Genomic DNA, 23,153 nt, shown 5'->3' on the forward strand with positions numbered 1-23,153 from the left:
AGGGTACCCAAGATATAACTTTTTGGTCACCCTCTTAAAGCATTTCAAATGTTTGATACATGTAATAAATTTACCTTTACCGTAAAAAAAACGAACCGAGCGAAGTTGATATTTCACTTGGTTCGAGTTAACAATTCCAAATTATTCTTTTTCCTTTCGCATTCGAGTCGCAATCATCACATCTTCAGCAACATCGTCTGAAATCGCAATCATTTTGTCCAAATCAAATTCCTTTGGGAGCAGCCCATTGGCTACCATGATCGTAAGTCCCATTTGAAAGGCCCTCATCTTAAATAAAATCGTCATCAGTTCATCATCTGTAAAACCTTCAAGCGTTGCATCCTTTTTCATATGTTCTACAAGGTCACTACCCATTTCTTTCTCATGATCCTGAAAATAATCGTTTGGTTTCATCACAAAATCTCTGATCAGAACTGGATATTCCTGAGCAAAACGAAGACTGGCAACCCCTATATCCCGAAAGGTATTCCCTGAATTTTCTTCATATATCATGTGTTGGCTCAGTTGAACAACTTTATTTGCTACGGCCTGTTTAAGCTCATCAACATCATTAAAATTCACATAAATTGGTGCAATGGAACTCCCTAAACGATCCGCTACTTTCCGGATTGTGATGCTGTCAATTCCTTCACTTTTTGCAATTTCAAATGCTGCATTACTAATTTGTTCCTTCGTAAATTTCGTCTTGGGTGGCATGGCAGTACATCTCTCCTATTTAAAGAGTATCAATATCACTCAATATATATCGGTTATTATATTTTAATTTTATCATGTATCATGGAGCGTTAGCAAAAGGACAGACATGGACAAACTGGGAATACGCAACGTGGTGAGTCCTGGAAAAGCGAACCAAAGAATATCTTCTTAGGTCAAGACCTAATGGTTCCAATATTCTAGTTCTCTACAGATAATGTAGGAAAAAAGTTCTTTTTAAAATAATGTAAGCGCTTAATATGTATTTTTCTGCCAATCTATTATAAAATATGAAAAAAGGTCACTTATGCAAATACAGCTTCCCAAAAAGGAGGTAGAAAAATGAGGTTTATGAGTTTTCAAGATCAAACAAACGTAATCAAAGTGAATGACGAAGATTATGGCAAAGCAATAGACCAGTTTATCGAAGAAACGAAAAGAAGCGAAAACACGGATAGAGTGACAATGTTAAATATTAACAAAGTAGAAGATGAAGAGGGTGTGTATTCAGTCCATTTCCGCGTGTATAAAGATAAAAATAAAATTGGCCATTAGCATCAATTGGAACTAATTTTTAACAGAGTTTGATCCCTTTTTCTCTAGGCTTCTTTCATAGAGTGTTTGTTTCTGTCAAAACTTGTTCTCACCTTCTTTCCTTTTAGTCAAGCACAGTAATAAAAACACCTCCTCATAAAAATTGAGGAGGTGTTTTTATAGTTGATTTAATTTTTATCAGGTCCTTATGGTCTCATTAAGCCTACCCTTGCTTTGCTGGAACTGGGCCACTTTGCCCAGTCACTGTATTTTAGTTCTCTCTCAGCCGATTCAGTCTCCAGTCCCTCTTTTTCTTTTTTTAGAGACTCTTTATTCTTCTTTGGCAAATACACTTCATGAATCTCATCTTTATCTTCTTTTATTTTCAGAAGCCCCTTCTCTTCATCCTCTACATTGAACTCTGGTTCTGCTCCTTTTTCTAAGGAAAATTTTATTTCATGAGGTACATAAAAGGTTGAACCTTCCTCTGAGGAGAACTCTTTTCCTTTAGGTAGTGTTTCTTGGTCATATGCCTCATACCCATAATCTAATAACTTTTCTGTGTCCTGATAACTTTGCTCAGCCGTTCCACTCTTTAACACTACAGCAATCAGTTCATGTCCGTCTCTTTCGGCAGCTGTTACGAGTGTAAACCCTGACATTTGGACAAAACCATTCTTCACGCCAAACGCTCCCTCGTAACGCCAAAGCATGCGATTATGGTTGTAAATGTCTGTTTCCCACCCTTCACCGTTCCATTCCATTTCTTTCGTGGAAACTATATCTCGAAAGTCATCATTTCGTAAAGCATACCTTGTGATTTCAGCCATATCATAGGCTGTCGTATAATGGTTTTCATTAAAAAGTCCGTGGGGATTTGTAAAGTTAGTGTTTTCAACATTTGTCTTTTTCCTTACAAACTCATTCATTTTCTTTGAAAATTCTTCTTCACTGTCTGCAATATGTTCTGCAATTGCATGACCCGCGTCGTTACCTGAATTAATCATTAACCCTTGAACCAATCGCTGCAAGGAAACTTCCTCGTCTTCTAGAAGATAAACACTTGTTCCTTCCACCTCAGTGGATTCCTTACTAATGGTAACCGTTTCTTCGGGGTCTGCCATTTCCAGTGCCATGATTCCCGTAACTATTTTTGTAATAGAAGCAGGATACATTTGATTATGTCCTTGCTCTTCGTATAATACCTGGCCTGTTTTACCATCCATTAACAGAGCAGCTTCACTGTGAAGCGTAAGATCTTCCTGAGCGAAGGATTGAAATGATAAAGAAGTTGATAGTGTGATTAAAAATAAGATTCCGACTAGAATTCTTGCTAACATGCGCGTGATGTCTCCTTCTCTTTTTTGTTTTGAGATAAAAGTAAATATGATGGACCCTATACAGATAATTGTTTTACAGGCGTGAGAATTTTTTCTATAAAGCTCAATAAAACAAAACCTTCTCATACTATTAATAAATTAAAAGTATGAAAAAACTGTGAAGAACGAAAACCAATAGGGCATACATGAATTTTTGATTGTCTTTAAAATAATTCTTTCAACGTGATAAAATTTGCAGAACCATGTCAAATAACATTTTACACTTTTATATAAAAAGTAAAAGAGCAATAAACATGACCTAACAACTTTTACATCACTCACGATTTAAATGATGTTTTTACTTACGCTTTTCCACCCAGGCATAAAAACGTCACTTCGCAACCCCTTTTGTCTACTAAACTAGCTGCTTCCACGAACGAAAGCAGCCATTGCTAATTACTATTATCTAGTATTACTAATGTATTATTTCCACAAACTTTCGTCTCAATACTTTTGCTTCTATCCTCTCATCCTTGCTAAAGGACCTTCTTTATTTATGATATCGTCAAGCTTGTAAATAGGAATGGGAAACATTGGATAGCCTGCATAACCAGGGCTGATTGAATACCTCTGAAAAAAGATGACAAGGGATTTATCAGCGATATAAAAGTCCTGGTTTTCACTCACTGTTACAGGAGTTTCAAAGACCGGTATTTGAAGCTCTTCTATCTGCTCATTAACTAACAAGGACAGTCGTTCAGTGTACGGACTCCCTGGTAAAAACAGATCCTTCAGTTCGTATTCTTCTCCTGTCTGTAAATCAAAGGTGAGAGAAGAAAATGCACTTGCAGGATGTGCCATACCAGGCATCATGGCTTCACTACCAAGAGTAAGACTCAAAACATTTCTTTGCACATTTTTTATTTCAAAGTAGCCATTTACCGATGTTTTTCCCCAATGAAGGTAACCTAGTTCAGCGAAGCTTTGAAGAAGCTCTGCTACTTTGCTCGTAATCTTTCGGTTCATTGTTTGTTGGGTAAAGAATGAAGGGACGCCAAACAATTGAGGAAAATAAACCACAGACAAGGGAAAGTTCCACGATACGGTGACCACTATAGGAGGAACAGGAAAGGAATTCATCAAATCACCTCATTGTACATGAATTCTTTTAAAGGTATTCAGGGACATGAGAAGATATTTCATTTCCTTATTTACTATGGGGTAAATTTGTTTTTAAAAGCTCATGAATCATCTTTTATATTTTTTTCGTCGGTGTAAACCGATCCCTTTTAAAACCAAGAGTTCGCTACTTTATTTACTCTTCATTCCATATTTCCGCCCGATTGTTGAAAATCTTTTATCTTGCCTACTATCGTTGTACTGTGGAGCGATCTTAGAGGGGTAGCACTTTAATAAAGTTATGGATGAGTTATACACTTGAACTTTTTGATTAATGCTATTAAAGTATATATACAGTGAAGGACTGTCATTAATAATGAATAAGCTCAATATTTCCAACTTTTATTTTCAGGAACACAGTTTCCTTTGAGAAAGGGTTCAGATAGATGATAAAAGAAAATTTTTGGCATGAGTTGCCTCGTCCATTTTTTGTATTGGCACCGATGGAAGCGGTGACGAACGTCGTGTTCCGTCATGTTGTCAGTGAAGCCGCTAGACCTGACGTGTTTTTTACAGAGTTTACAAACACAGAAAGCTTCTGCCACCCGGATGGAATTGACAGTGTGCGAGGGCGTCTGACGTTCACAGAAGACGAACAGCCAATTGTTGCTCATATTTGGGGAGACAAGCCTGAAAAGTTCCGAGAAATGAGTATCAAAATGGCTGAAATGAACTTTCGTGGCGTAGATATCAATATGGGGTGTCCGGCGCAAAACGTCGCAACGAAAGGGAAAGGATGTGGACTGATCCGACGCCCAGAGCTGGCAGCAGAAATCATCCAAGCTGCAAAAGCAGGCGGCCTACCCGTCAGTGTAAAGACCCGTCTTGGATATACGGAAGTTGATGAATGGCACGACTGGCTGAAGCATATCTTGGAGCAGGACATTACCAATCTGTCCATCCACCTCCGTACGAAAAAGGAAATGAGTAATGTTGATGCCCATTGGGAGTTGATTCCCGAGATCAAGCAACTTCGTGATAAAGTAGCGCCGGATACGTTACTAACGATCAACGGAGATATTCCTGACCGACAAAAAGGATTAGAACTTGTAGAAAAATACGGCGTCGATGGCGTTATGATCGGACGGGGCATCTTCCACAATCCATTTGCCTTTGAAACAGAAAAAAGAGAGCATTCCAGTGACGAACTACTCGATCTATTGAGACTGCAGCTCGATCTTCATGATAAATATTCCGAAGAACTCGAACCACGGATTTTCAAACCACTCCGCCGCTTCTTCAAGATTTATGTTCGTGGTTTCAGAGGTGCGAGTGAGTTGAGAAATCGGTTGATGGAGACGAACTCCACTGATGAAGTGCGCGCCATACTTGATGAATTTAATAAAGAGAAAGATGGAGTGAAAGAGCAGAAAGGATTTTCTGTTTCTTAATTAGACACTAAAAAAGAGAGAGGAGAGCTAATGCTTCCTCTCTTTTATTATCTTAATACGGGGAGGCAACTTGATTTCACTGCCAATCTAATGTTTCAAAATGAGGCGTTAAAATAGGATAAGTAATCTAGTTAGGAGTCACTTTCAACTCCCATTTTGTTGTAGAGTGCCTATATTTTAATCTTGCATATTGTATTTGTTCATTTAGAAAAAGAAAAACGTTCCTGCTCATGAGAGGAACGCATCCATTGAGGATTTTTACAATATCATTCTTGAACTTCATATTTTAACAGTTCCGAGATTGTTACAAATTTATACCCTTCCTCTCTTAACGAAGTAATAATACCTTCTACTGAATTGAGAGATTCTCTTCTACTTTCATACATGACATGCAATAGAATGATTGAGCCAGGTTCTATATTCTCTCCAACATGGTTTACAATTTTATTTGCATCATTAGCAATTTCGGGATAAGAATCAGGCTCGATATTCATATAAATCGTATTTCTATCTTGCTTGGATAGATAATACGGCAACAAAACTAACCTTCTCCCAAAAGGTGGACGGAAAGTGATTTCTCCCTCATAACCGATTTGTCGTATTAGCTCATCCGTTTTATCTATTTCAGCTTTAATAAATGATGGAGATTTAAAAACCATTCTTTGATGGGAATAAGAGTGATTTCCAATTTCATGTCCTTCTTGCACGATTTTACTCGCATCTTCAAAATATTTTTCAATTTCATAACCAGTTAAGTAGAAAGTACCTTTAACATTATGCTTTCCTAGTATATCTAAGATTTCATGAGTATTTACCCCAGGCCCATCATCAAAAGTTAAGGCTACGACTTTCTCGTCTGTTTCTACACTAGTAACTAAACCACCAAAGAATTGGAACGATCTTGATTGAGATAATTCATTTATTAAATAACTGACAGCAATCGATAATATGATGATAAAGCTGCTGATTTTTATTATTTTTTTCATTTGTCCCCCATAATTAAACGATATTCCACTTAATACAATGTTTCCTTTTCAAAAAAGGTATGCTGTCTTTCTTAACTCTAGCTCTTTTAAATTAACACATCCGATGTAGCAGCTTATTATTACCATCCTTCATACGTATTATCAGCTCTCACCTGAGGAACCAGCTGGGCAATCTCCAGTATCTGATTTCTGCTTTCTCCTTTGCTCCCTTCCCACCTATGTCTTTTTCCAATAGTAAATCGCCAGCTGGGTCCGATCGCGGAGCTCTAACTTTTCCAGTATTATCGACAAAGTGTTTCTGACTGTCCCTTCCCCAATAAACAGCTGTTCCGCTATTTCCTTGTTGGCGAGGCCCTGGGCAACCAGTACAACAATGTCCTTTTCACGTGGAGTCAACTGCTCCAACCCTTCTCTTTCTGCCGGTTGGGTGAGCTGTTTCAGCACATCCGCACCTAAAATTGTGGAACCGGACATTAGGGCGCGAAGCTGCTGTGCCATGCTTGATACAGAGGTTGATTTGATCACATACCCCTCTGCTCCAGCAGAAATGGCGAGCCCGATATTTTTTTCATCTTTAAAGGTTGTCAGCATCATGACACGAACTTGCGGCCAATTTTCCTTTATCTGCCGGGTGGCTTGAATGCCGTCCATAACTGGCATCTGGATATCCATCAGCACAATATCGGGCAGGTCCTCACGGCATAAGCTGATCGCTTCAGCACCGTTGCCTGCAGTACCATGAACCACCATATCTTTTTCGCGAGAAAGAAGCACCTTCAAGCTCTTGCACACAAGCGGATCGTCATCTGCAATTATTATTTTCAAGTCCTGGTCCTCCTCCGTCTATTTTCTATCTAAAGGAAGTACACATATCAACCGGAATCCATCGCCGGCATCTGTAGTGATACTGCCGCCAACAGCTTTTGCTCTTTGGCGGAGGTTTCTCAGGCCGACTCCGTCAAACCTTTTCCCCTTTCCATCTACCACCCCATCATTATAGACGGACATCCTCACGATGTATGGGCTGATGTCCAACGTCACCTCGACCTTCGTTGGGTTAACCGCATGGCGGAAAATATTGGTCAGCCCCTCCTTTAAGCACGGGTAAAGAACAGTCCATAAATGTGAAGGCACAGTGGAAGTATCCCCATAAACGTGCAAACGGACAGCACATAACTCAAACCGGCGGCAGATCTCCTCCAACCCATCTATACCTAGTTCTTTGACAGGCTTCATGTTATGTACTGTTTCCCTCAGATGGAAGGCACTGTTATTGATTCGTTGCTGCGCCTGGGCGAACATTTCCTCTGAGGCGGGGTCCCCTTCTTTCCAGAGCTGTTCAAAAGCCTGCAAAGCCAAAACTGATGCGGTGAGTTCATGACCAACCTCATCGTGAAGCTGCTGGGCAATTCGATTCCGTTCACTAAGCTCTGCCATCCGCACTCCTTGTACATTCGCTGCAAGAAGCTCTTCTTTTAAGTTCTCCAGTTCGTACCGATCCTTTCGCTGCCGGTCTGCTTCCCGCTGGTATTTCTTTGTCTCTTCCCTCCAGCCGCCGATAATAGCCCCAGTCACCCCTGCTTGAATGAATACAGTAATCAATGATAAAGTCACTGCTTCTGGAAAAACAAAGACGAATATAATTACGGGAATACTACACCATAAACATCTGGCTAAAAAAGCTTCGAACAGCGGCAGAGCCAGTAAGAAAACAGCCGGAGGCCAAAAGATAAATGCAACGAAGCAGGCTGCCTGGTCAACGAGGACCGCCGATTCTGGCACATTGAACCTCCAGCGGGCTATGGACATGACTGCAAGAAACACTAGAAGGATTATACCAGCTTCACTGCCATCACTTCTGAGCCATAGCAGGAAAAGCAGTAGTAACCCCAGGCTTCGGCAAATAAGTACAACTGCTCCTGAAGTCCATTTCTCCTTAAGATCCATCATTCTCGCACACACTTTCCTCTAGTTTCTGCCATCTATTATACCAAATGTCTCAGGAAATCCTTCTTCTGCTTCCTAAAAGCAAAAATGCTGCACTGAACAACAGCATCATTACTAAAGGCACAGCCAGTTCTTCCACTGGCACATCAAAGGAAACCACCCGCATCGCTTCCGCTAACCAGTATGTTGGAATCACCATGACCACGCGCTGGAGAACTTCAGGCATTAGTTCCACCGGCCACATGACTCCCCCAGTCATGGCCATAAGGACAATCACACCACTAACCACAGCAAATGCAGTTTCCTTGTTATGGAAAAGTGAAATCCATGCTAAAGCAAACCCTAAAGCTGTCAGTGTAAAAAATGAGTAGATTATAAACAGAAGGACTGGTGATGGAATATTATTCCCATGCACAATCACACCTGTTAAAACAGCAGCAATGTTTACCAAGGTCAGAATGAGAAAATAAGCTAACAGGTTTTGCAGCAAGTATTGAAAATGAGTTATCGGTGCAATACTTAGGCGAAGCAATGCTTTGTCGTAACGGTCTTGCATGATGATACCAGCAAGTTTAGCAGCAATAAACATAAGCAAAATGCCATAGTATTGAAAGCCAAGTGGAATGGGAGGCCATTCCCCCTCAGGAAGAAACATCACTCCAACCGGCAGGATAAGCAGGAAAAGCAAATTTGATCTCTTGCGGAAAAAACGTTTAAAAACAAAGGTAAAGATAGTCATAAAAGCCTCCGTTTTCCTAGATAAGAAGATGTAATCAAGAGAATGATAGAAGAAACAAGCAAGATTCCAATGCTAATGATTCCTTTTTCCAGGTTTCCTCCTGCCATGCTGGCATACGCCATGTTTTCTCCAAGGGAAAGGGGGTTGCCATAGGTAGACAGAAAGTTGAATACCAGGTTATCTGGCAATGGGAACCATACCCCTGCCACCACCAAAACAGCAATACCGTATGTTGTCCCTAATCTATCCGCCGTTTTGTATTTCTTAATGCCTAATACAAGGTTCAAAAAGACAAGTTGGGAGAAAAGTGCAACCGCTGTCAATGTTAATAAGATAAAGAAATGATTGCCCCAATCAATACTGTACATAAACTGGGTGTACAAAATAATGACGTAACCTTGAAGGATATTAAAAATTGTACTCGTCAACAAGATGGATACTGCATGCCACTGTATTTCAATTGGCAAAGAATACATTCTCCATCTTGATGAGGACAGGAGATCCTCTTTTATATATTCCATCGTATAAAAACCGCCAAATAGCTGGAAGGCAAATATAATCGTAAAGGCAACTTCTGCCTTTACTAATATTCCAAGCTGCTCATTCACCGCATCGTCAGCTAAAAAGCCGAGCAATGTTATTAGCGCGATAGGAGTTAATAGTAAAATAGCAAAACCAACATAGTTCCTTAACATCCTGCGGAACATAAAATAGCTGGATCTTAAGATAATCACTTTTCATTCCCTCCGTCCCGGAGCTGCTTTCCTGTTAAAGTTAAAAATACATCTTCGAGTGTAGGCTTATCCGCTGTTACAGAATGGATTCCGCCAAACTTTTTTGCAACAGTAAGCGCTCTATCGAGGGTCCCGGCCCCTGCCTGGGAGATGATCTGAATCTCCTTCCCTGTTTTCGATACTTGTTTCACCCCATCGAGTTTTCGCAGCTTTTCTAAAAGCTCATCATCTGGCTCAGCTACCTGAAGTTTGATTTTTTCTTCATGGTGAATTTTTTCAACCAGCTCATCGATTGTACCCTGGGTAATAATATGACCCTGGTCCATGATCACGACCCGTGAGGCAAGATTCTGAATTTCCTCCATATAATGGGTAGTATAAAGGATGGTTGTCCCCCGATGGTTCAATTCACGGATAGTCTCGAGGATATGGTTTCGAGATTGTGGATCTATCCCTACAGTCAGTTCATCCATAATCAGAAATTTCGGCTCGTGAACAAGAGCACAGGCAATGTTGAGCCTTCGCTTCATACCGCCGGAAAATTTATCCGGAAGCTTATTGGCATGGTCTATAAGCCCAACAAATTTAAGCGTTTCTTCCACACGTTTTTTTAATTCCTGTCCTTTCAAACCGTAAATTCCACCGAAAAACTCCAGGTTTTCCTGTGCCGTTAAATCGGTAAATACGGATATCTCCTGTGTTACCAGTCCAATTTCACGCTTGATATCGAGTAAATTAGCCTTCTGTTCCTTGTTGAACACGCGAATGTCACCAGAATCTATCTTTATAATTCCAGCCAGGGCATGTATCAACGTGGTTTTTCCAGCTCCATTAGGGCCCAACAACCCTAAAATCTCACCTTCAGCAATTTCAAGGTCCACATAATCCAACGCTAAATGTGAACCATACCGCTTCACTATGTTTTCCATATTGACGATTCCCATCAACTTACCCTCCCAGATAGTATATGATTGATATTTTTATCTTAAAGAAAGGCGATTATAATGAGTAGTTACAAATGTAATGTTTGAAAGATAGGAGCTTGGTGAAGCTTAGGTTTTATAGCTTCCTACACTGTAGTAATAGGTTATTAAGCAAAGAAAACATAGCCGAGCATTCTTTGGATAAGAAGTGTATTGGTAGGACCAAAACGGAAATTTACAATTCAGCACCTCACAGGTACAACACGTACTATTTCTTTCACTCCTTTGTTTCCAACTACCAATTTAATATTGAATCTTAAAAAGATAAAAAGAGTTAAGGACATTTGTAGTAACTTTTTTTGAATTACTGTACGCTTCTTGTGCCATTGGGATGAAGAAGGAAGGTGTTCCACACTATATTTAGAAGAATAATATTATCGAAGGTTTTTTTTAAACAGGCAATACAGAAAGGACTATGAGGAGATAAATTTATTGATATATAAGAATCATCCAAAAAAACACATAAAAAAAACATGTGTTTTTAAACATCCTCTGATTTCTTATACTAACAGTTATAATAATGGAGGGGGTATGAATCCCCTCCTGTGAAATACATAGATCTTGTCTGTTGACACTCTTATAATCAATACCCTATTTTAATATGGGAACATTAAAGAACAAGCGAATACATATTCCTACCAAAATTATTTAGTGTAGTGGGAAAGACCACTTCATTTGTCCCTTTGATAGAATGTAAGTATTTATCAGGCAATGTGAAAATTGTTCCAAAACAAATAAGTTTCGATTTTAGACCAGGGTAATCTAATCCATCATTATACTTTCATAAAGAAAACCTCTAAATTCATTACCTTTCTTTTCTCCCTAAGCGGAGAGCTTGCTTCATGCCTCCTTTAAAGGAAAATTTCCCGTACATTAGTACTCCACCCTTATAAATTCTCGCAGCTAGCAGGTTGACTAAAATGACACTAATAACTAATATCATAAAAATAACAATAATTTCCCATACTGGGATAGTTGTCATTCCCATTCTCAGGAATAATAATTGCGGAGTGAAAAAAGGAATATAGGATAAGATTGTTACAAATAGGGCATCCGGAACGTTCAGGCCAAATATAGCAAGGAAAAATGAGATCATAGCCAGATAGATTAACGGTTGTAAAGCCTGGTTTACCTCTTCAGCCCGACTGACTAACGCACCAAGCATCGCAGCAATGCCTCCGTATAATAAATATCCTAAAACGATAAGTAAAACGGCAAATCCTACTAAGGAAAATTGAATCTCTTCCCCTCCAAGCATTTCCAAAAACGTTGCCCCACTAATGAGATACCCAATAAATGCAGCCATAACTATAGTCAGGATATTAACAAATCCTGCGATTCCGATCCCGATTATTTTGCCAAACATTTGTGTAACTGGGTTCACACTAGATACAATGAGTTCCATCACCCTCGAAGACTTCTCGGTGGCTACCTCTGTAGCAATGATTGAACCAAATAAGATGATAATCATATAAATAACAAAAACAAGGCCATAAACCATCCAATAGGATTGCATATGGGTTTCCTCTGTTTGTACCGCATCATTTTCACCTAACGAGGATTCTTGAAAAGAAATGGGATTGTAAATCATGGAAAGTTCTTCTTCATCTAACCCTAATTCATTTGTTACAACCGTTTCTTTTACTCGTTGAACATCCATTTGAACCTGTTGACCTAACATAAAATCAGATCCAGTTCTAAAAAACTCTGCTTCTAGCTGTTGAATGGCCCCTGATAATTCTAAGACATAATCAATCTCATCATTTTCTGCCGCCTGTATGGCCGAATCTGTATCTTCGTCCGCATAATTCAAATAAGTTAACTCTCCACTATCTAAAGACGTGAGCAATTCAGCTACCTCTTCGTTCTCAGTTTCGCTTATCACTGCCACAGTAGAGGTATCTGTTTCCGCATCTCCACCAAAGGCAGTTACAAGGTTTTCAACATTCATTAAACCTATTACAATCAGTGAAATGAGGATTGTCGACCAAACAAAAGCTTTTGATTTAAGCCTATTTCTTGCCGTATGTTTAATTGTGACCCAAAAGTTATTCATCTTTATCACCTCCTACTTTAGAGATGAAAATGTCATGCAATGATGGTTCTTCTATTTCAAACTTCCGTACAAAACCCTTCTCAAATATCACACGAAACACATCTTTTTCAACTTCCTCGTTTGCTACTTTTACTTTAGCTCCGTCTGTTGTTTTCTTTACCGATAAGATTCCTGGCAGTGACTTCAAAAAACCTAAGTCATAGTCAGCATGAATACTTATACTTTTCAAACCAAAGGATCGTTTTATATCTTTTAATCTTCCTTGTAAAACAGGCTTCCCTCGTTTTAGCATAATAAGATCTTCGCAAAGTTCTTCTACATTGCTCATTTGATGACTAGAAAAAACAATTGTCGTGCCCTCACCGTGAAGGTCGAGTACCGCTTCTTTCAGCATTTCCGAATTAACAGGGTCAAGGCCACTAAATGGTTCGTCCAAAATAAGCAGTTCTGGTTTATGTAACACGGCAGATATGAACTGTATTTTCTGTTGGTTGCCTTTTGACAATTCTTCTATTTTTCTATTTTCATATTCCTGAACTTGAAAACGTTCAAGCCAAAGACGCAGTTCTTTTATGATTTCTTTCTTTTTCATTCCTTTTAAGCTCATTAAATATAACAATTGTTCTTTTACTGTCAGTTTTGGAAAGAGACCACGTTCCTCCGGCAAGTACCCTACTAAATGGGTTCTTTTGTAGGTTATTCGCTTTCCTTCCCAGGTAACGTCTCCTTCAGTAGGGTCAAGGAGCCCGAGGATCATTCGAAAGGTGGTTGTTTTTCCTGCCCCATTTGCGCCAAGCATTCCAAACATCTCTCCCTTTCCAACTGTAAGAGAAATATCGTTAACAGCGTAAGTATTATCAAACTTTTTCTTAATACCTCTTATTTCAAGTGTCATGTTTCATCCACTTCCTTAGTCACATATTTCCCCAGGTGCATTTTTTCCTTTCTTACTTCTTCAAAGAGCAAGAAAAAGGAATCCAGGAATGAGCATCTTCCATTATCCCAACTAGTATCACTTACTTAGTACACCTGCTCCCATTTGTATATGTTTATATAAACACCATAACACTTAGGTGAAGAAAGAAAAAGTATTTTTTCTACCTTGGGTAAATTATTATTCTACTCCCCCTTCTTGAAAAACAATTTCTATACGGTATAATTCTTTTCATTTAATAGAAGAAAATATGATTGCACCACCACACTTTTTTTCCTTAAACAGTGTCATAACAAAATAACAAAACCAGGATGATAAGTAATAGCTAGGGGGATCGACCTTATTAAGGAAATCGGGGACTGACATACATACGGTTATTTCTACCCTTACGTTTCACTGGAGAATTAAATATGATAATAAGCAAACACGTTTCACCTTTAATCAACTATGAGAGAACGTCTACTCCCTATCCTTTTCTAGGTTTTCTAAGAAATTGATTAGCAATAAAAATTAATAAAAAAAGCTTTTTTTCAACTTACTTTACTCATGGTAAAGGTTAGAACGGGAAGAATAAATTGACCTATTTTTACTTTTTATATTAAACTCGCCATTTAGGCAGCGTAAGATTTTACATAGCTGAAAGGAATGTAAATATGATACGAATAGAATATGATATGCCCGCAAATTTTTTTAATATTTAAGTTATTTCCACTGTTTAGAGTATGTTCTTCCTTTAATAAGGTTATTATAAAGAACCGAAATAGGAATAAATACGAGAGAACTTACAACCACATTGAGAAGGAAAACCCACCATGGGAATTAAGCTACGGTAATCTGGATACAAAGCATTTAAAAATTAACATCAGAAAAAGAATATGTAACAAGGTCCTCAAAAAGAAGACAGTATTAAAGACTCTCCCTCAAAGCACATTTTTGCGCTAACTCCAAATATTCCAAGGTGTATGTAAGAAATTCTTCCAAACAACCAGTTGTGAATATTTTTCTGAATGCTTTTAAATTTTTCTGACGATTTATTAGATGTCTCTACCGCAAAAAGGAAGGATATCTCCATTCCCCCTCCTCTTACCCAAGTTAATCTCTTCTTTAATTTCCTTTTATTTCTTGAAGGTGATCATGTTTAGCGCGTTTAGGAAATTCAATAAAAGCCTTAAGATGGGGTTAGAATGCCTATAAAAACTGTTTCTAAGGTGCACACAGTGTAAGTTTTGGATGGGTCTGCATGACTTATTGCAATTCAGCTAACCATTCATGCATTTTCGGCATATAATTAATCTAATTTTTATATTGTTCCCTTATCTTTTTAAACATAAGATTAAAAATAGGATTGTTAAATTTTCTTACAGTTAATATAAGGCATCACCAAATTGCACGTTAGAAAATCTTACTAAAATATTTATGTATTCAAAGGGGCGTTACGATTGACTACTTTTCAAGCAGTAAAACAAGATGAGTTAGAAATCACAAAGCAGTATGTAGATGATGTTTTTGAAATAATGAGAAGACGGAATCCAAATGAGCAAGAATTTCACCAGGCCGTGAAAGAAATTTTTGACTCTCTCGTTCCTTTTTTAGCAGAGAATCCTATCTACCGGAAAAACAATGTGCTTGAGCGGATGATTGAACCCGAAAGATTGATTACTTTTAGTGTTCCATGGATGGATGATGAGGGTAACGTAAAGGTTAATCGTGGGTTTCGTGTCCAGTTTAACAGTGCGCTCGGACCGTATAAAGGCGGACTCCGCTTTCACCCTTCCGTCTCTGCAAGTATTATTAAATTCCTTGGGTTTGAGCAAATCTTTAAGAACTCCCTGACTGGACAGCCCATTGGTGGAGGAAAGGGTGGATCGGATTTTGACCCTAAGGGAAAATCCGATACAGAAATCATGCGTTTTACTCAAAGCTTCATGACTGAATTATCCAAGCATATTGGACCAGACACCGATGTTCCTGCCGGAGATATTGGCGTAGGTGCTCGTGAAATCGGCTATATGTTTGGTCAGTATAAGAAGCTTCGTGGTGCATACGAGGCAGGTGTCCTAACTGGTAAAGGCTTTGAATATGGTGGAAGCTTAGCTAGAAAAGAGGCAACAGGGTACGGAACGGTTTACTTTGTAGATGAAATGCTAAAAGATAAAGGACTTTCTCTAAAAGACAAAACCGTAGTTGTATCCGGATCAGGAAATGTTTCTATTTATGCAATGGAAAAAGCTCAAGAATTAGGAGCAAAAGTAGTAGCGTGCAGTGATTCAAGCGGTTATATTTATGACAAAAACGGTATAAACCTTGATCTCGTTAAAAGACTGAAAGAACAAGAAAGCAAAAGAATCAATGAATACTTGAACGAAAACCCTCAAGCTGAATTTTATGAAGGCTGTAACGGCGTTTGGACGATCCCATGTGATATTGCTTTGCCATGTGCGACCCAAAATGAAATAGATGATACCTCAGCTAAAATTCTGGTTAGTAACGGGGTAATTGCCGTCGGTGAAGGAGCAAATATGCCGTCTACCCTTGAAGCGGTTGATGTATTTCTAAATAATGATGTATTATTTGGCCCAGCAAAAGCAGTTAATGCCGGAGGTGTAGCCGTTTCTGCATTAGAGATGGCTCAAAACAGCGGCCGGATTTCCTGGACATTTGAAGAAGTAGACGCTAAGTTGAAAGAGATTATGAAAGATATTTACAGTACTTCAATGGAAGCATCTGAACAATATGGTGACGCCGGCAACCTGGTTGTTGGAGCAAACATAGCAGGGTTTAAAAAAGTTGCTGATGCTATGATTACTCAAGGAGTCATATAAAAAAAACACATACATTCTGCTCACTGAGTAGGATGTATGTGTTTTTTTGTTTTCAATTTGAGAAAGTTGGAAGGAAAGAACGGTTCAAACAATCTATTTATGCTCCAGTATGGTGAGAGGTATGAGGCTCTTTTAGTTTTACTGCATGTTGTTTTCCGTGGATAACATAATAGGCAAACGCACAAACAATAACTGTTATGGATAATGAGAAATACAAGTTTTGGTACCCGATAAGTGGAATAAAAAAGCCAAGAATAAACGGTCCAATTCCTATTCCTATGTCATTAAAGATAAAGTAAGTGGAAGCTGCAAGTCCCGCTCGGTGCGGCGGGGCTTTTTTAACTGCGATCGCTTGAATAGAAGATTGAAGGTTTCCATATCCGAGCCCCGCTAATATACTGGCTAGTATTAAAGTAAAACCTTGATTTGCTTGACCGAGAACCATAAAGCTAGCCGCAAAAAGAATAAACGCTGGGTACATTACAATATTATCTCCTTTTGTATCAAGTATTCTGCCAGTGATTGGTCTGGAAATGAAGATACAGACAGAATAGATAACAAAAAAGAAGCTCGCAACATAGGTTAAATTAATTTCCATTGAATAAGAAGCAAGGAATGTAATAATACCAGAGAAACATAAAGCTAAAACAGTCATAATTAAGGACATAGAAATTGCTTTTTTTTCAAAGAACTGACTAAAATGAAACCCTTTTAATTCTTCGAGTTGTTCTTTTTTGATCACTACTTTAGGTAATGTGATAAACAAAGTTAACAAAATACCAATCCCCGTCAAAATCGTACAAGTGATAAAAATCATGTTAATACTTGCTAACTGAATCATTAGAAGGCCCAGAAAAGGTCCAATAGCTGTTGCTAGAATAAAACTTAGAGTGTAATAACTAATTCCCTCCCCTTGGCGTTTAACAGGGATGATATCGATTACCGCGATTTGCATCACGGTCAGCACGATGCCAACGACTGCACCATGCAGAAAGCGAATGAATAATAAAAGATTTAAGTGCCCCGCTAGAAAATAAAGGAGTGTACAAAAAAAAGCTAAAATTAATGCGATAAAAAGCAGCTTCTTCCTGCCGATGATGTCAATGTATTTTCCTGTCAGGATACGAAAAGTAAGAACGCCAATAACAAAAACACTTGCGGCAAGTCCAGCTATTCCTTCAGTGGCATTAAAACCCTCCATTGCGTACCCAGCTATGGTTGTTATTGTTAAAAAATAAGTGAGTGCAATGAAAAAAGTGATCAATGACATGAGGATAAAATCTTTACTCCATAACTTTGGTTTAGATGTTTCCATGTGTATAACCTCTTAACTTTAAACATTTAATTTGACAAATAAGTTTATTAATTACTTGTTAGATAAAAAGACTCTGATTCTTCTTCCCACTTAATGGTTACTTCTAATTCATTATTCTCATTGGTAATAGCACACCCACTACAACGATTGTTAGTATGCTCCACATAGGCATTTTCGTTTAAAGTAGCACCAGTTACTTCTAAACTATCAATTTTGTAATTAATAGTATCTGGAGGAGAATTAGAACCAATATATCTTATTATGTAATCAATATCTTCTTGATTTTCTCCCTGAATGTGAGCAGTGTATTTTCCCTCCAAGTTGTTCCCTTCTCCTACAAACTCTACCGACCTTTGATCACTGCACCCTATTAAAAGACCATTAATTATTATGAAAGAAACAATTAAGTATGTCACCTTCAAAGTAAATCTTCCTAATTTGATCTGACAAGTATTATTATGTTTCAGGTAGTGGTAATAAAGAAAACCCTAGGCAGTCACTAGGGTTCTCTTAATTTTAGCACAAATTTCTGAGAATTAATTTTTCTTCCCCCCTAAGAATTAGTTGTGGGAGAAAGAGATCTTAAATGTCCGTTTGCAAAAACACGACTAGTCGGTTGTACAGTTCGATTTGATAATAAATTCTTATTAACCGATTGCATCTGCTGCTCTCGGTTCTTCTTTAAATGTAAACGCTAGTGACGTTCCAGTTGGGTACACAGACTACTTCTCCCCTGGGATTGGCCATAGCATAAGAACACAACAAAAAGGGGGATACCCTCCCCTCTCTTTTGCATGTCCTTCCTTATCTTTCAGAATTCTGGAGTCTTAATAAAGAATGACCATCCTCTGCATTTTAATTATCTTGATTCCAAGATAATTAAGCTGATTTCGCTACCGTGCTTTTGTCCTCTTTCCCTCTAAATAGGACTTTGTTTAAAGACAATAATTTACTTCCATTTAAGAAAAGATGAACCGCAATAATAAGTAATACAAGGTCATAAGCATATCCACCCAAAAAGCCGGCTGGCAGTTGAACGGTCACAATGGCTCCTATCATGATAAGACCTAATAAAAGAGACGCGATTCGAGTGCCAAAGCCTAGAATTAAAGCAATTCCTCCAACAAGCTCCACGAGAGCGACCACGTACGCTAAAAATCCTGGAATGCCAATGCTATCAAACCAACCAGCTGTATTTTCAATCCCACCTTGAAATTTATCAAGACCATGGGCTAAAAAAATAATTCCTAACGTTACTCGTAGCAGTAGACTCCCAATTTCATGTTTATTTGACATTGCTTTTCTCCTTTTTAAAAAATATTTTTTTACATATCTCTATTTCGAATAGTATCATTTTGAATATCTTTATTTCAAGATATTTAACTTTATTTTTGTAAGTTTCTTTAAAAAAGTAACTATTTACTACTCCTCTTTTCTAAAAAATGAAAGGTTCCTGTTTTATTAACCCACCGAAATACCCACACATAGGATATCTTACTTTTCTTGTATATCCTACTAGAGCTGTAATAGGATGGATATATATCCGTTCCTTTTTTTACTTGATTATGTCACCTCCTTTGGGATCAAATGTAATATTCAAATATCACGAATTAAAGATAGTAACATAAAAATCTATCCACTCCTCTCCAGACAAGTAAAATAAACTCACTTTTTATCACCAAATTGCCAAACAGTATGACTAAGGTTTCCGTACCGGTAGCTTCGATGTAATAATGTTGCACTCTGTTCATCGTCTGCTGCACCCATGGCATAAAATAATGGAATAAAGTGTTCCCTGCCATAAGGTGGTACGGCAAGTTCAGCATATGGAGCTAATAAATGATAGTTGAAAAGAGTCTCTACCTCCCAGGTCGTTATTTGATGTTCTAACCATGTATCAAATTCGCACGCCCATTGATCTATTGTTCCATCATCACTCCCCATTCTTACTGCTCCTAAATTATGAACCAATCCCCCACTTGCAACGATCAAAACATCCTGTTTCCTTATATCTAATAGAGACTTTCCGATTTCATACTGTTCCATAGGTGTAAGGTTTGTGTCTACAGACATTGAAATCACCGGGATATCGGCATTTGGATACATTATTTTAAGAATGACCCAAGCTCCATGATCCAACCCACGTTTTGTATCTAGCTCATAAGGAATATTCCGTGACAAAAAGCACTTTTCTATTTCCTTTGTAATGGAATGATCTCCTCTAGCCGGATACTTGATCCGATACAGCTCCTCAGGAAAAGCACCGAAATCATAAATGGTTTCAAATTCATCTACCTTGCTTACTTTTTGAGTACGTGATTCCCAGTGTGCTGAAAACACCACTATTGCTTTTGGCTTGGGGTATTTTCTTCCTATTTGCTCTAAAAATTGGGTGTAATCATTATCCTCAATGGCTAAAATAGGCGCTCCGTGTGCAACAAATAATGATGGTAGCATGTTCTATTCCTCCTCACTAATTGTGATTTACTTTCTTTTCAGCTCTTCTCGAAGAAAATATTCTCAAGAAAAATGCATAAACAGCAAGAAGCAGAACCATTTGTTTCTTATTATGAATAATTTTTATTTATAAGATAACAATCAAACCAGTAGATTGTCTATAGATTTGTTTGTTATTATGTAAATAAGTTTTTTATAAGTAAACATTAGAGGTGATTACGCTGGAAATTGGAACTAAAATTCGTGCAATCCGTAATAGAAAAAAAATGACCATCGCGCAAATGAGCGAAGGGACCGGCCTTTCAAAAGGATTCATTAGTAATGTTGAAAACAATAATACCTCCCCTTCAATTAGTACATTAAGTATGATTTCCACCTATCTTGGAGTGCCTATGCCTTACCTCCTATTGGAGAAAGAACAGCACATGCGTGTAGTTCGTAAAAATTCAAGAACCAAATCAACTTTTAATGGATTAAACGTTGAGCATTTATCCTCAAAAGGAGGCCTGAAAATGTTGATAGTTGAACTACCACCAGGAGCGACGATAGGAGAACCTCATGCCCATGAAGGGGAAGAATGCCATTTTGTATTAGAAGGAAAAATCCTCGCTGAACAAGGGGAAGATACTGTCATTGCAGAAGCGGGAGATTCATTCAGTTGGAATGCAAGTGTTCCCCACTTTGTAAAAAATGTTGGAGATAAAAAAGCCGTGGTGTTAGTCTCCATATATTCAGATACGGAGTTAAATGATATTTTGTAAATGCCTTTTAAATTGTTGCCTTTTTTTCGTACAATAATGACCCTTACATCTACACGAGATATAAGGTAGAAAGTACCTTTCGTGTCATAACTTTATCTTTAGGAAACAGGTTATAAGCTTCAGAAGTGCTCTGTCCTATAATAAAAAAGTCTATTCCAAGATAAGTGTTGATTATTCTAGTGAAGAAGCGTAACAGAGCATAAATAAAGGTATGAAGACATATTTATTGCTCCATACCTTTATCTATTCGCTTTTCTATTTGCTCAATTTGGTTTCAAAGATTTTTGAGAGAGAAAATAATCAGTTCTAAAGGTGTTTTTTGAAGTATTCATCGCCTATTTCCTTACAACCTTTTCACTGAGAAATCCGCTGTTAAGCATTTACCTGCAACTCATTTTAAAATACTCTGATTCATTCACCATTTTTACTTTTTATTGACACCTAAACTTTCTTTAGCCATCTGTTCATACTCTTTTGAACCAGAGGATTCGGCAAACTCAGCCAGATCGATTGCTGAAGTTGCCTCGTACTCAATGATATGCTCTTTCATGAGCGGCCATGTGATTCCGCCTGCTTTTTTATAAGCCTCTATGATTTGTTGTAACGCTTGTTCTCCGTGCGTCATATAAGGACCGACAAAATCTTTGGACACATCTGTAATCGCCGCTTCTGTCCAATCAATCAACCCAGTCACTGCTGCTTGCTCATTGATCAAAGTATGACCAGCATGCACATCACCATGAAGAAGCCCAGTTTGCTGCGGCCACATCTTATCATTGGTCACCCATGCCTGCCACCTTTTCCATAACTCATCGCAAACGCCATACTTTTCTTTCACTTTCATCATTCGTTTTATCATGGCATCCCTCGCTTCATCCACAGATTGTACCGTCAATCCCTGGACGTGGATGGACTCTGTTGGAACCTGGTGCAGTTCAGCTAACACCCTCCCAAGCGAGTTAATGTAGTTTTCCGGAACATTGTGTTCATCGAACTCCCACACATAGTTTTGTATTTTCGGATCAACTGTCCCTGCTGGGATACCTGATAATTGTTTATATGCAATCATTGCCTCCGTATACACAGACCATACAGGAACTTCAAATGAAACAATGCGACTCACAATATCCAGCACTTGTTTTTCCACTTCTGTTTTTGCCATTGAATCATCTCTTCTTGGTAATCTGAGTATCCATCGGTCACCTTTCTGGTCAGTTGCATGAACGACTTGAAAGTCCAGGCCGGACTCGTTGATTTTAACGGAATCTTCCTCAATGATAATTCCGTTTCTCTTTGCACTCTCTGTAATTTCTTTTATTTTATTCATTATGAACACCTCTGCCTTCTATTTTTAACTGTTGCTCTTCGATACCATAAACAACGTCAGCGACACGCTCAACAAACATCCGGTCTTCCGGCTCATCAAACTGGTGCACTGATAAATGATTTATATCCAGGGTCACCTTATCTAAATACGATGCTTCAATTTTTAATAATTCTATACATAATTGTTCCATCATTCGTTACCACCCGTTTTTCCAAATAAAAAATCACAGGCCAGCTGCCTGTGATTTAGAGTAAACGAATAGAGCATCTACAAATGTGGACAGTCGTATAATCGCCTGGCCCAATAAACCTATCTTTTTAGGATAAGAAGGAAATAAATATGGCCGCCTGCCTTCATTAAAATATACTTTAGCATAAAAAAGAAAGGCAGAACGGTCCGCCTTTCTGCATATAACATATCCCTATGCAAAATGAAGATTATTAAAAAAGGATAGACTGATCCCGTTTACTCTGCATACACAAGCAGAGCCTTTGAACGTATGAAATTACTTGTTCAAAGCACGGAACCAAATTCTAGGTAACATTTTTTAATAATCCTCCTAAACTAAAATAAATTACTTTCAAAAGTTTATCCCTGCATTGTTGATATGTCAATAGAGTTTTTTCTTTTTAGCAACCTTCCCAGTATCTCGATTCTTTGTCAGTTCTTTCATCGTTTTAATACCCTGACCTGTATCCCTTTTACTTACTAACTAATTTGATAAGATGTTTGTCTTACTGAATTGATATGAAGAAATAAACTTCAATGGTGCCTTGCGTGGAGTTGATGAATGTAATTAAAAAAAAGAGAGTCAGGAAATCATACTCTCTCATCTTTCAATACCGACGTCTATCGAAATCTACGATGATAAACTTAAAGTATAAACAATAACTACCCTACATATTTGAATAGGACTTTGGAAGAAAGTAGAGAAACATAAAGAAGAGTGATAATC

General features: G+C 38.1%; 21 protein-coding genes. 4 read left to right on the top strand and 17 right to left on the bottom strand.

Annotation, left to right across the window (positions count from 1 at the left end):
- Positions 1-141: 141 nt before the first annotated feature.
- Entirely contained in the window at positions 142-717 is a 576-nt protein-coding gene (locus CEF17_RS08595) for a TetR/AcrR family transcriptional regulator (RefSeq protein WP_100399169.1), read from the bottom strand.
- Positions 718-1,056: 339 nt separating this feature from the next.
- Between CEF17_RS08595 and CEF17_RS08600 the strand changes: the two genes are divergently transcribed.
- Positions 1,057-1,269, top strand: a complete 213-nt coding sequence (locus tag CEF17_RS08600) for a hypothetical protein (protein ID WP_054637443.1) — start codon at positions 1,057-1,059, stop codon at positions 1,267-1,269.
- A gap of 185 nt (positions 1,270-1,454) precedes the next feature.
- Here the strand turns inward: CEF17_RS08600 and CEF17_RS08605 are convergent, their stop codons facing one another.
- Together CEF17_RS08605 and CEF17_RS08610 are read right to left on the bottom strand one after the other, a co-directional pair.
- Positions 1,455-2,588 carry a D-alanyl-D-alanine carboxypeptidase family protein gene (locus CEF17_RS08605; protein ID WP_100399170.1) on the bottom strand — a complete coding sequence of 378 codons (1,134 nt, stop codon included), beginning with the start codon at positions 2,586-2,588 and terminating at the stop codon, positions 1,455-1,457.
- Between the two features lie 498 nt (positions 2,589-3,086).
- Positions 3,087-3,707, bottom strand: a complete 621-nt coding sequence (locus tag CEF17_RS08610; protein ID WP_100399171.1) for an RsiV family protein — start codon at positions 3,705-3,707, stop codon at positions 3,087-3,089.
- A 428-nt stretch (positions 3,708-4,135) separates the two neighbouring features.
- Between CEF17_RS08610 and CEF17_RS08615 the strand changes: the two genes are divergently transcribed.
- Entirely contained in the window at positions 4,136-5,137 is a 1,002-nt protein-coding gene (locus tag CEF17_RS08615; RefSeq protein ID WP_100400856.1) for a tRNA dihydrouridine synthase, read from the top strand.
- Between the two features lie 266 nt (positions 5,138-5,403).
- Here CEF17_RS08615 and CEF17_RS08620 read toward each other — a convergent pair whose 3' ends face one another.
- The 8 genes from CEF17_RS08620 to CEF17_RS08655 form a co-directional block, all read right to left on the bottom strand.
- The gene (locus CEF17_RS08620) at positions 5,404-6,123 is read right to left on the bottom strand and encodes a polysaccharide deacetylase family protein (RefSeq protein ID WP_100399172.1); all 720 of its coding nucleotides are present in this window, start codon (positions 6,121-6,123) and stop codon (positions 5,404-5,406) included.
- A gap of 216 nt (positions 6,124-6,339) precedes the next feature.
- A complete protein-coding gene (locus CEF17_RS08625; protein WP_100399173.1) occupies positions 6,340-6,948 on the bottom strand; it encodes a response regulator in 609 nt (202 codons plus the stop codon).
- An 18-nt stretch (positions 6,949-6,966) separates the two neighbouring features.
- Positions 6,967-8,073: a sensor histidine kinase gene (locus CEF17_RS08630; RefSeq protein ID WP_232725470.1), complete on the bottom strand. Its 1,107-nt coding sequence runs from the start codon at positions 8,071-8,073 to the stop codon at positions 6,967-6,969.
- Between the two features lie 49 nt (positions 8,074-8,122).
- Complete coding sequence (locus tag CEF17_RS08635) at positions 8,123-8,809, bottom strand: ABC transporter permease (protein WP_100399174.1); 687 nt, start codon at positions 8,807-8,809, stop codon at positions 8,123-8,125.
- A complete protein-coding gene (locus tag CEF17_RS08640; RefSeq protein ID WP_232725471.1) occupies positions 8,806-9,516 on the bottom strand; it encodes an ABC transporter permease in 711 nt (236 codons plus the stop codon). The genes CEF17_RS08635 and CEF17_RS08640 overlap by 4 nt, the downstream gene beginning before the upstream one ends.
- A gap of 23 nt (positions 9,517-9,539) precedes the next feature.
- A complete protein-coding gene (locus CEF17_RS08645) occupies positions 9,540-10,487 on the bottom strand; it encodes an ABC transporter ATP-binding protein (protein WP_100399176.1) in 948 nt (315 codons plus the stop codon).
- Positions 10,488-11,331: 844 nt separating this feature from the next.
- Positions 11,332-12,582 carry an ABC transporter permease gene (locus CEF17_RS08650; RefSeq protein ID WP_100399177.1) on the bottom strand — a complete coding sequence of 417 codons (1,251 nt, stop codon included), beginning with the start codon at positions 12,580-12,582 and terminating at the stop codon, positions 11,332-11,334.
- Positions 12,575-13,477 (bottom strand): ABC transporter ATP-binding protein, encoded by a 903-nt coding sequence (locus tag CEF17_RS08655; protein WP_100399178.1) that lies wholly within the window; start codon positions 13,475-13,477, stop codon positions 12,575-12,577. Before CEF17_RS08655 ends, CEF17_RS08650 begins: the two co-directional genes overlap by 8 nt.
- A gap of 1,478 nt (positions 13,478-14,955) precedes the next feature.
- Here CEF17_RS08655 and gdhA point away from each other — a divergent pair.
- Positions 14,956-16,338 carry an NADP-specific glutamate dehydrogenase gene (gdhA, locus tag CEF17_RS08665; RefSeq protein WP_100399180.1) on the top strand — a complete coding sequence of 461 codons (1,383 nt, stop codon included), beginning with the start codon at positions 14,956-14,958 and terminating at the stop codon, positions 16,336-16,338.
- Positions 16,339-16,435: 97 nt separating this feature from the next.
- Here gdhA and CEF17_RS08670 read toward each other — a convergent pair whose 3' ends face one another.
- The 4 genes from CEF17_RS08670 to CEF17_RS08685 form a co-directional block, all read right to left on the bottom strand.
- Positions 16,436-17,653, bottom strand: coding sequence for an MFS transporter (locus CEF17_RS08670; RefSeq protein ID WP_100399181.1), 1,218 nt, complete (start codon positions 17,651-17,653; stop codon positions 16,436-16,438).
- A 47-nt stretch (positions 17,654-17,700) separates the two neighbouring features.
- A complete protein-coding gene (locus CEF17_RS08675) occupies positions 17,701-18,075 on the bottom strand; it encodes a hypothetical protein (RefSeq protein WP_100399182.1) in 375 nt (124 codons plus the stop codon).
- Positions 18,076-18,532: 457 nt separating this feature from the next.
- Positions 18,533-18,949 (bottom strand): DoxX family protein, encoded by a 417-nt coding sequence (locus tag CEF17_RS08680; RefSeq protein WP_100399183.1) that lies wholly within the window; start codon positions 18,947-18,949, stop codon positions 18,533-18,535.
- A 369-nt stretch (positions 18,950-19,318) separates the two neighbouring features.
- A complete protein-coding gene (locus tag CEF17_RS08685; RefSeq protein ID WP_100399184.1) occupies positions 19,319-20,110 on the bottom strand; it encodes a DODA-type extradiol aromatic ring-opening family dioxygenase in 792 nt (263 codons plus the stop codon).
- 221 nt (positions 20,111-20,331) lie between these two features.
- On the opposite strand from CEF17_RS08685, the gene CEF17_RS08690 reads away from it, so the two are divergent.
- Positions 20,332-20,871: a helix-turn-helix domain-containing protein gene (locus CEF17_RS08690; protein ID WP_100400858.1), complete on the top strand. Its 540-nt coding sequence runs from the start codon at positions 20,332-20,334 to the stop codon at positions 20,869-20,871.
- A 424-nt stretch (positions 20,872-21,295) separates the two neighbouring features.
- Here CEF17_RS08690 and CEF17_RS08695 read toward each other — a convergent pair whose 3' ends face one another.
- Both CEF17_RS08695 and CEF17_RS08700 read right to left on the bottom strand, forming a co-directional pair.
- A complete protein-coding gene (locus tag CEF17_RS08695) occupies positions 21,296-22,198 on the bottom strand; it encodes a macrolide 2'-phosphotransferase (protein ID WP_100399185.1) in 903 nt (300 codons plus the stop codon).
- Positions 22,191-22,391 carry a hypothetical protein gene (locus CEF17_RS08700; protein WP_100399186.1) on the bottom strand — a complete coding sequence of 67 codons (201 nt, stop codon included), beginning with the start codon at positions 22,389-22,391 and terminating at the stop codon, positions 22,191-22,193. The genes CEF17_RS08695 and CEF17_RS08700 overlap by 8 nt, the downstream gene beginning before the upstream one ends.
- Positions 22,392-23,153 lie beyond the last annotated feature (762 nt).

Source organism: Bacillus sp. FJAT-44742 (assembly GCF_002797315.1).
GTDB lineage: Bacteria > Bacillota > Bacilli > Bacillales > Marinococcaceae > Thalassorhabdus > Thalassorhabdus alkalitolerans.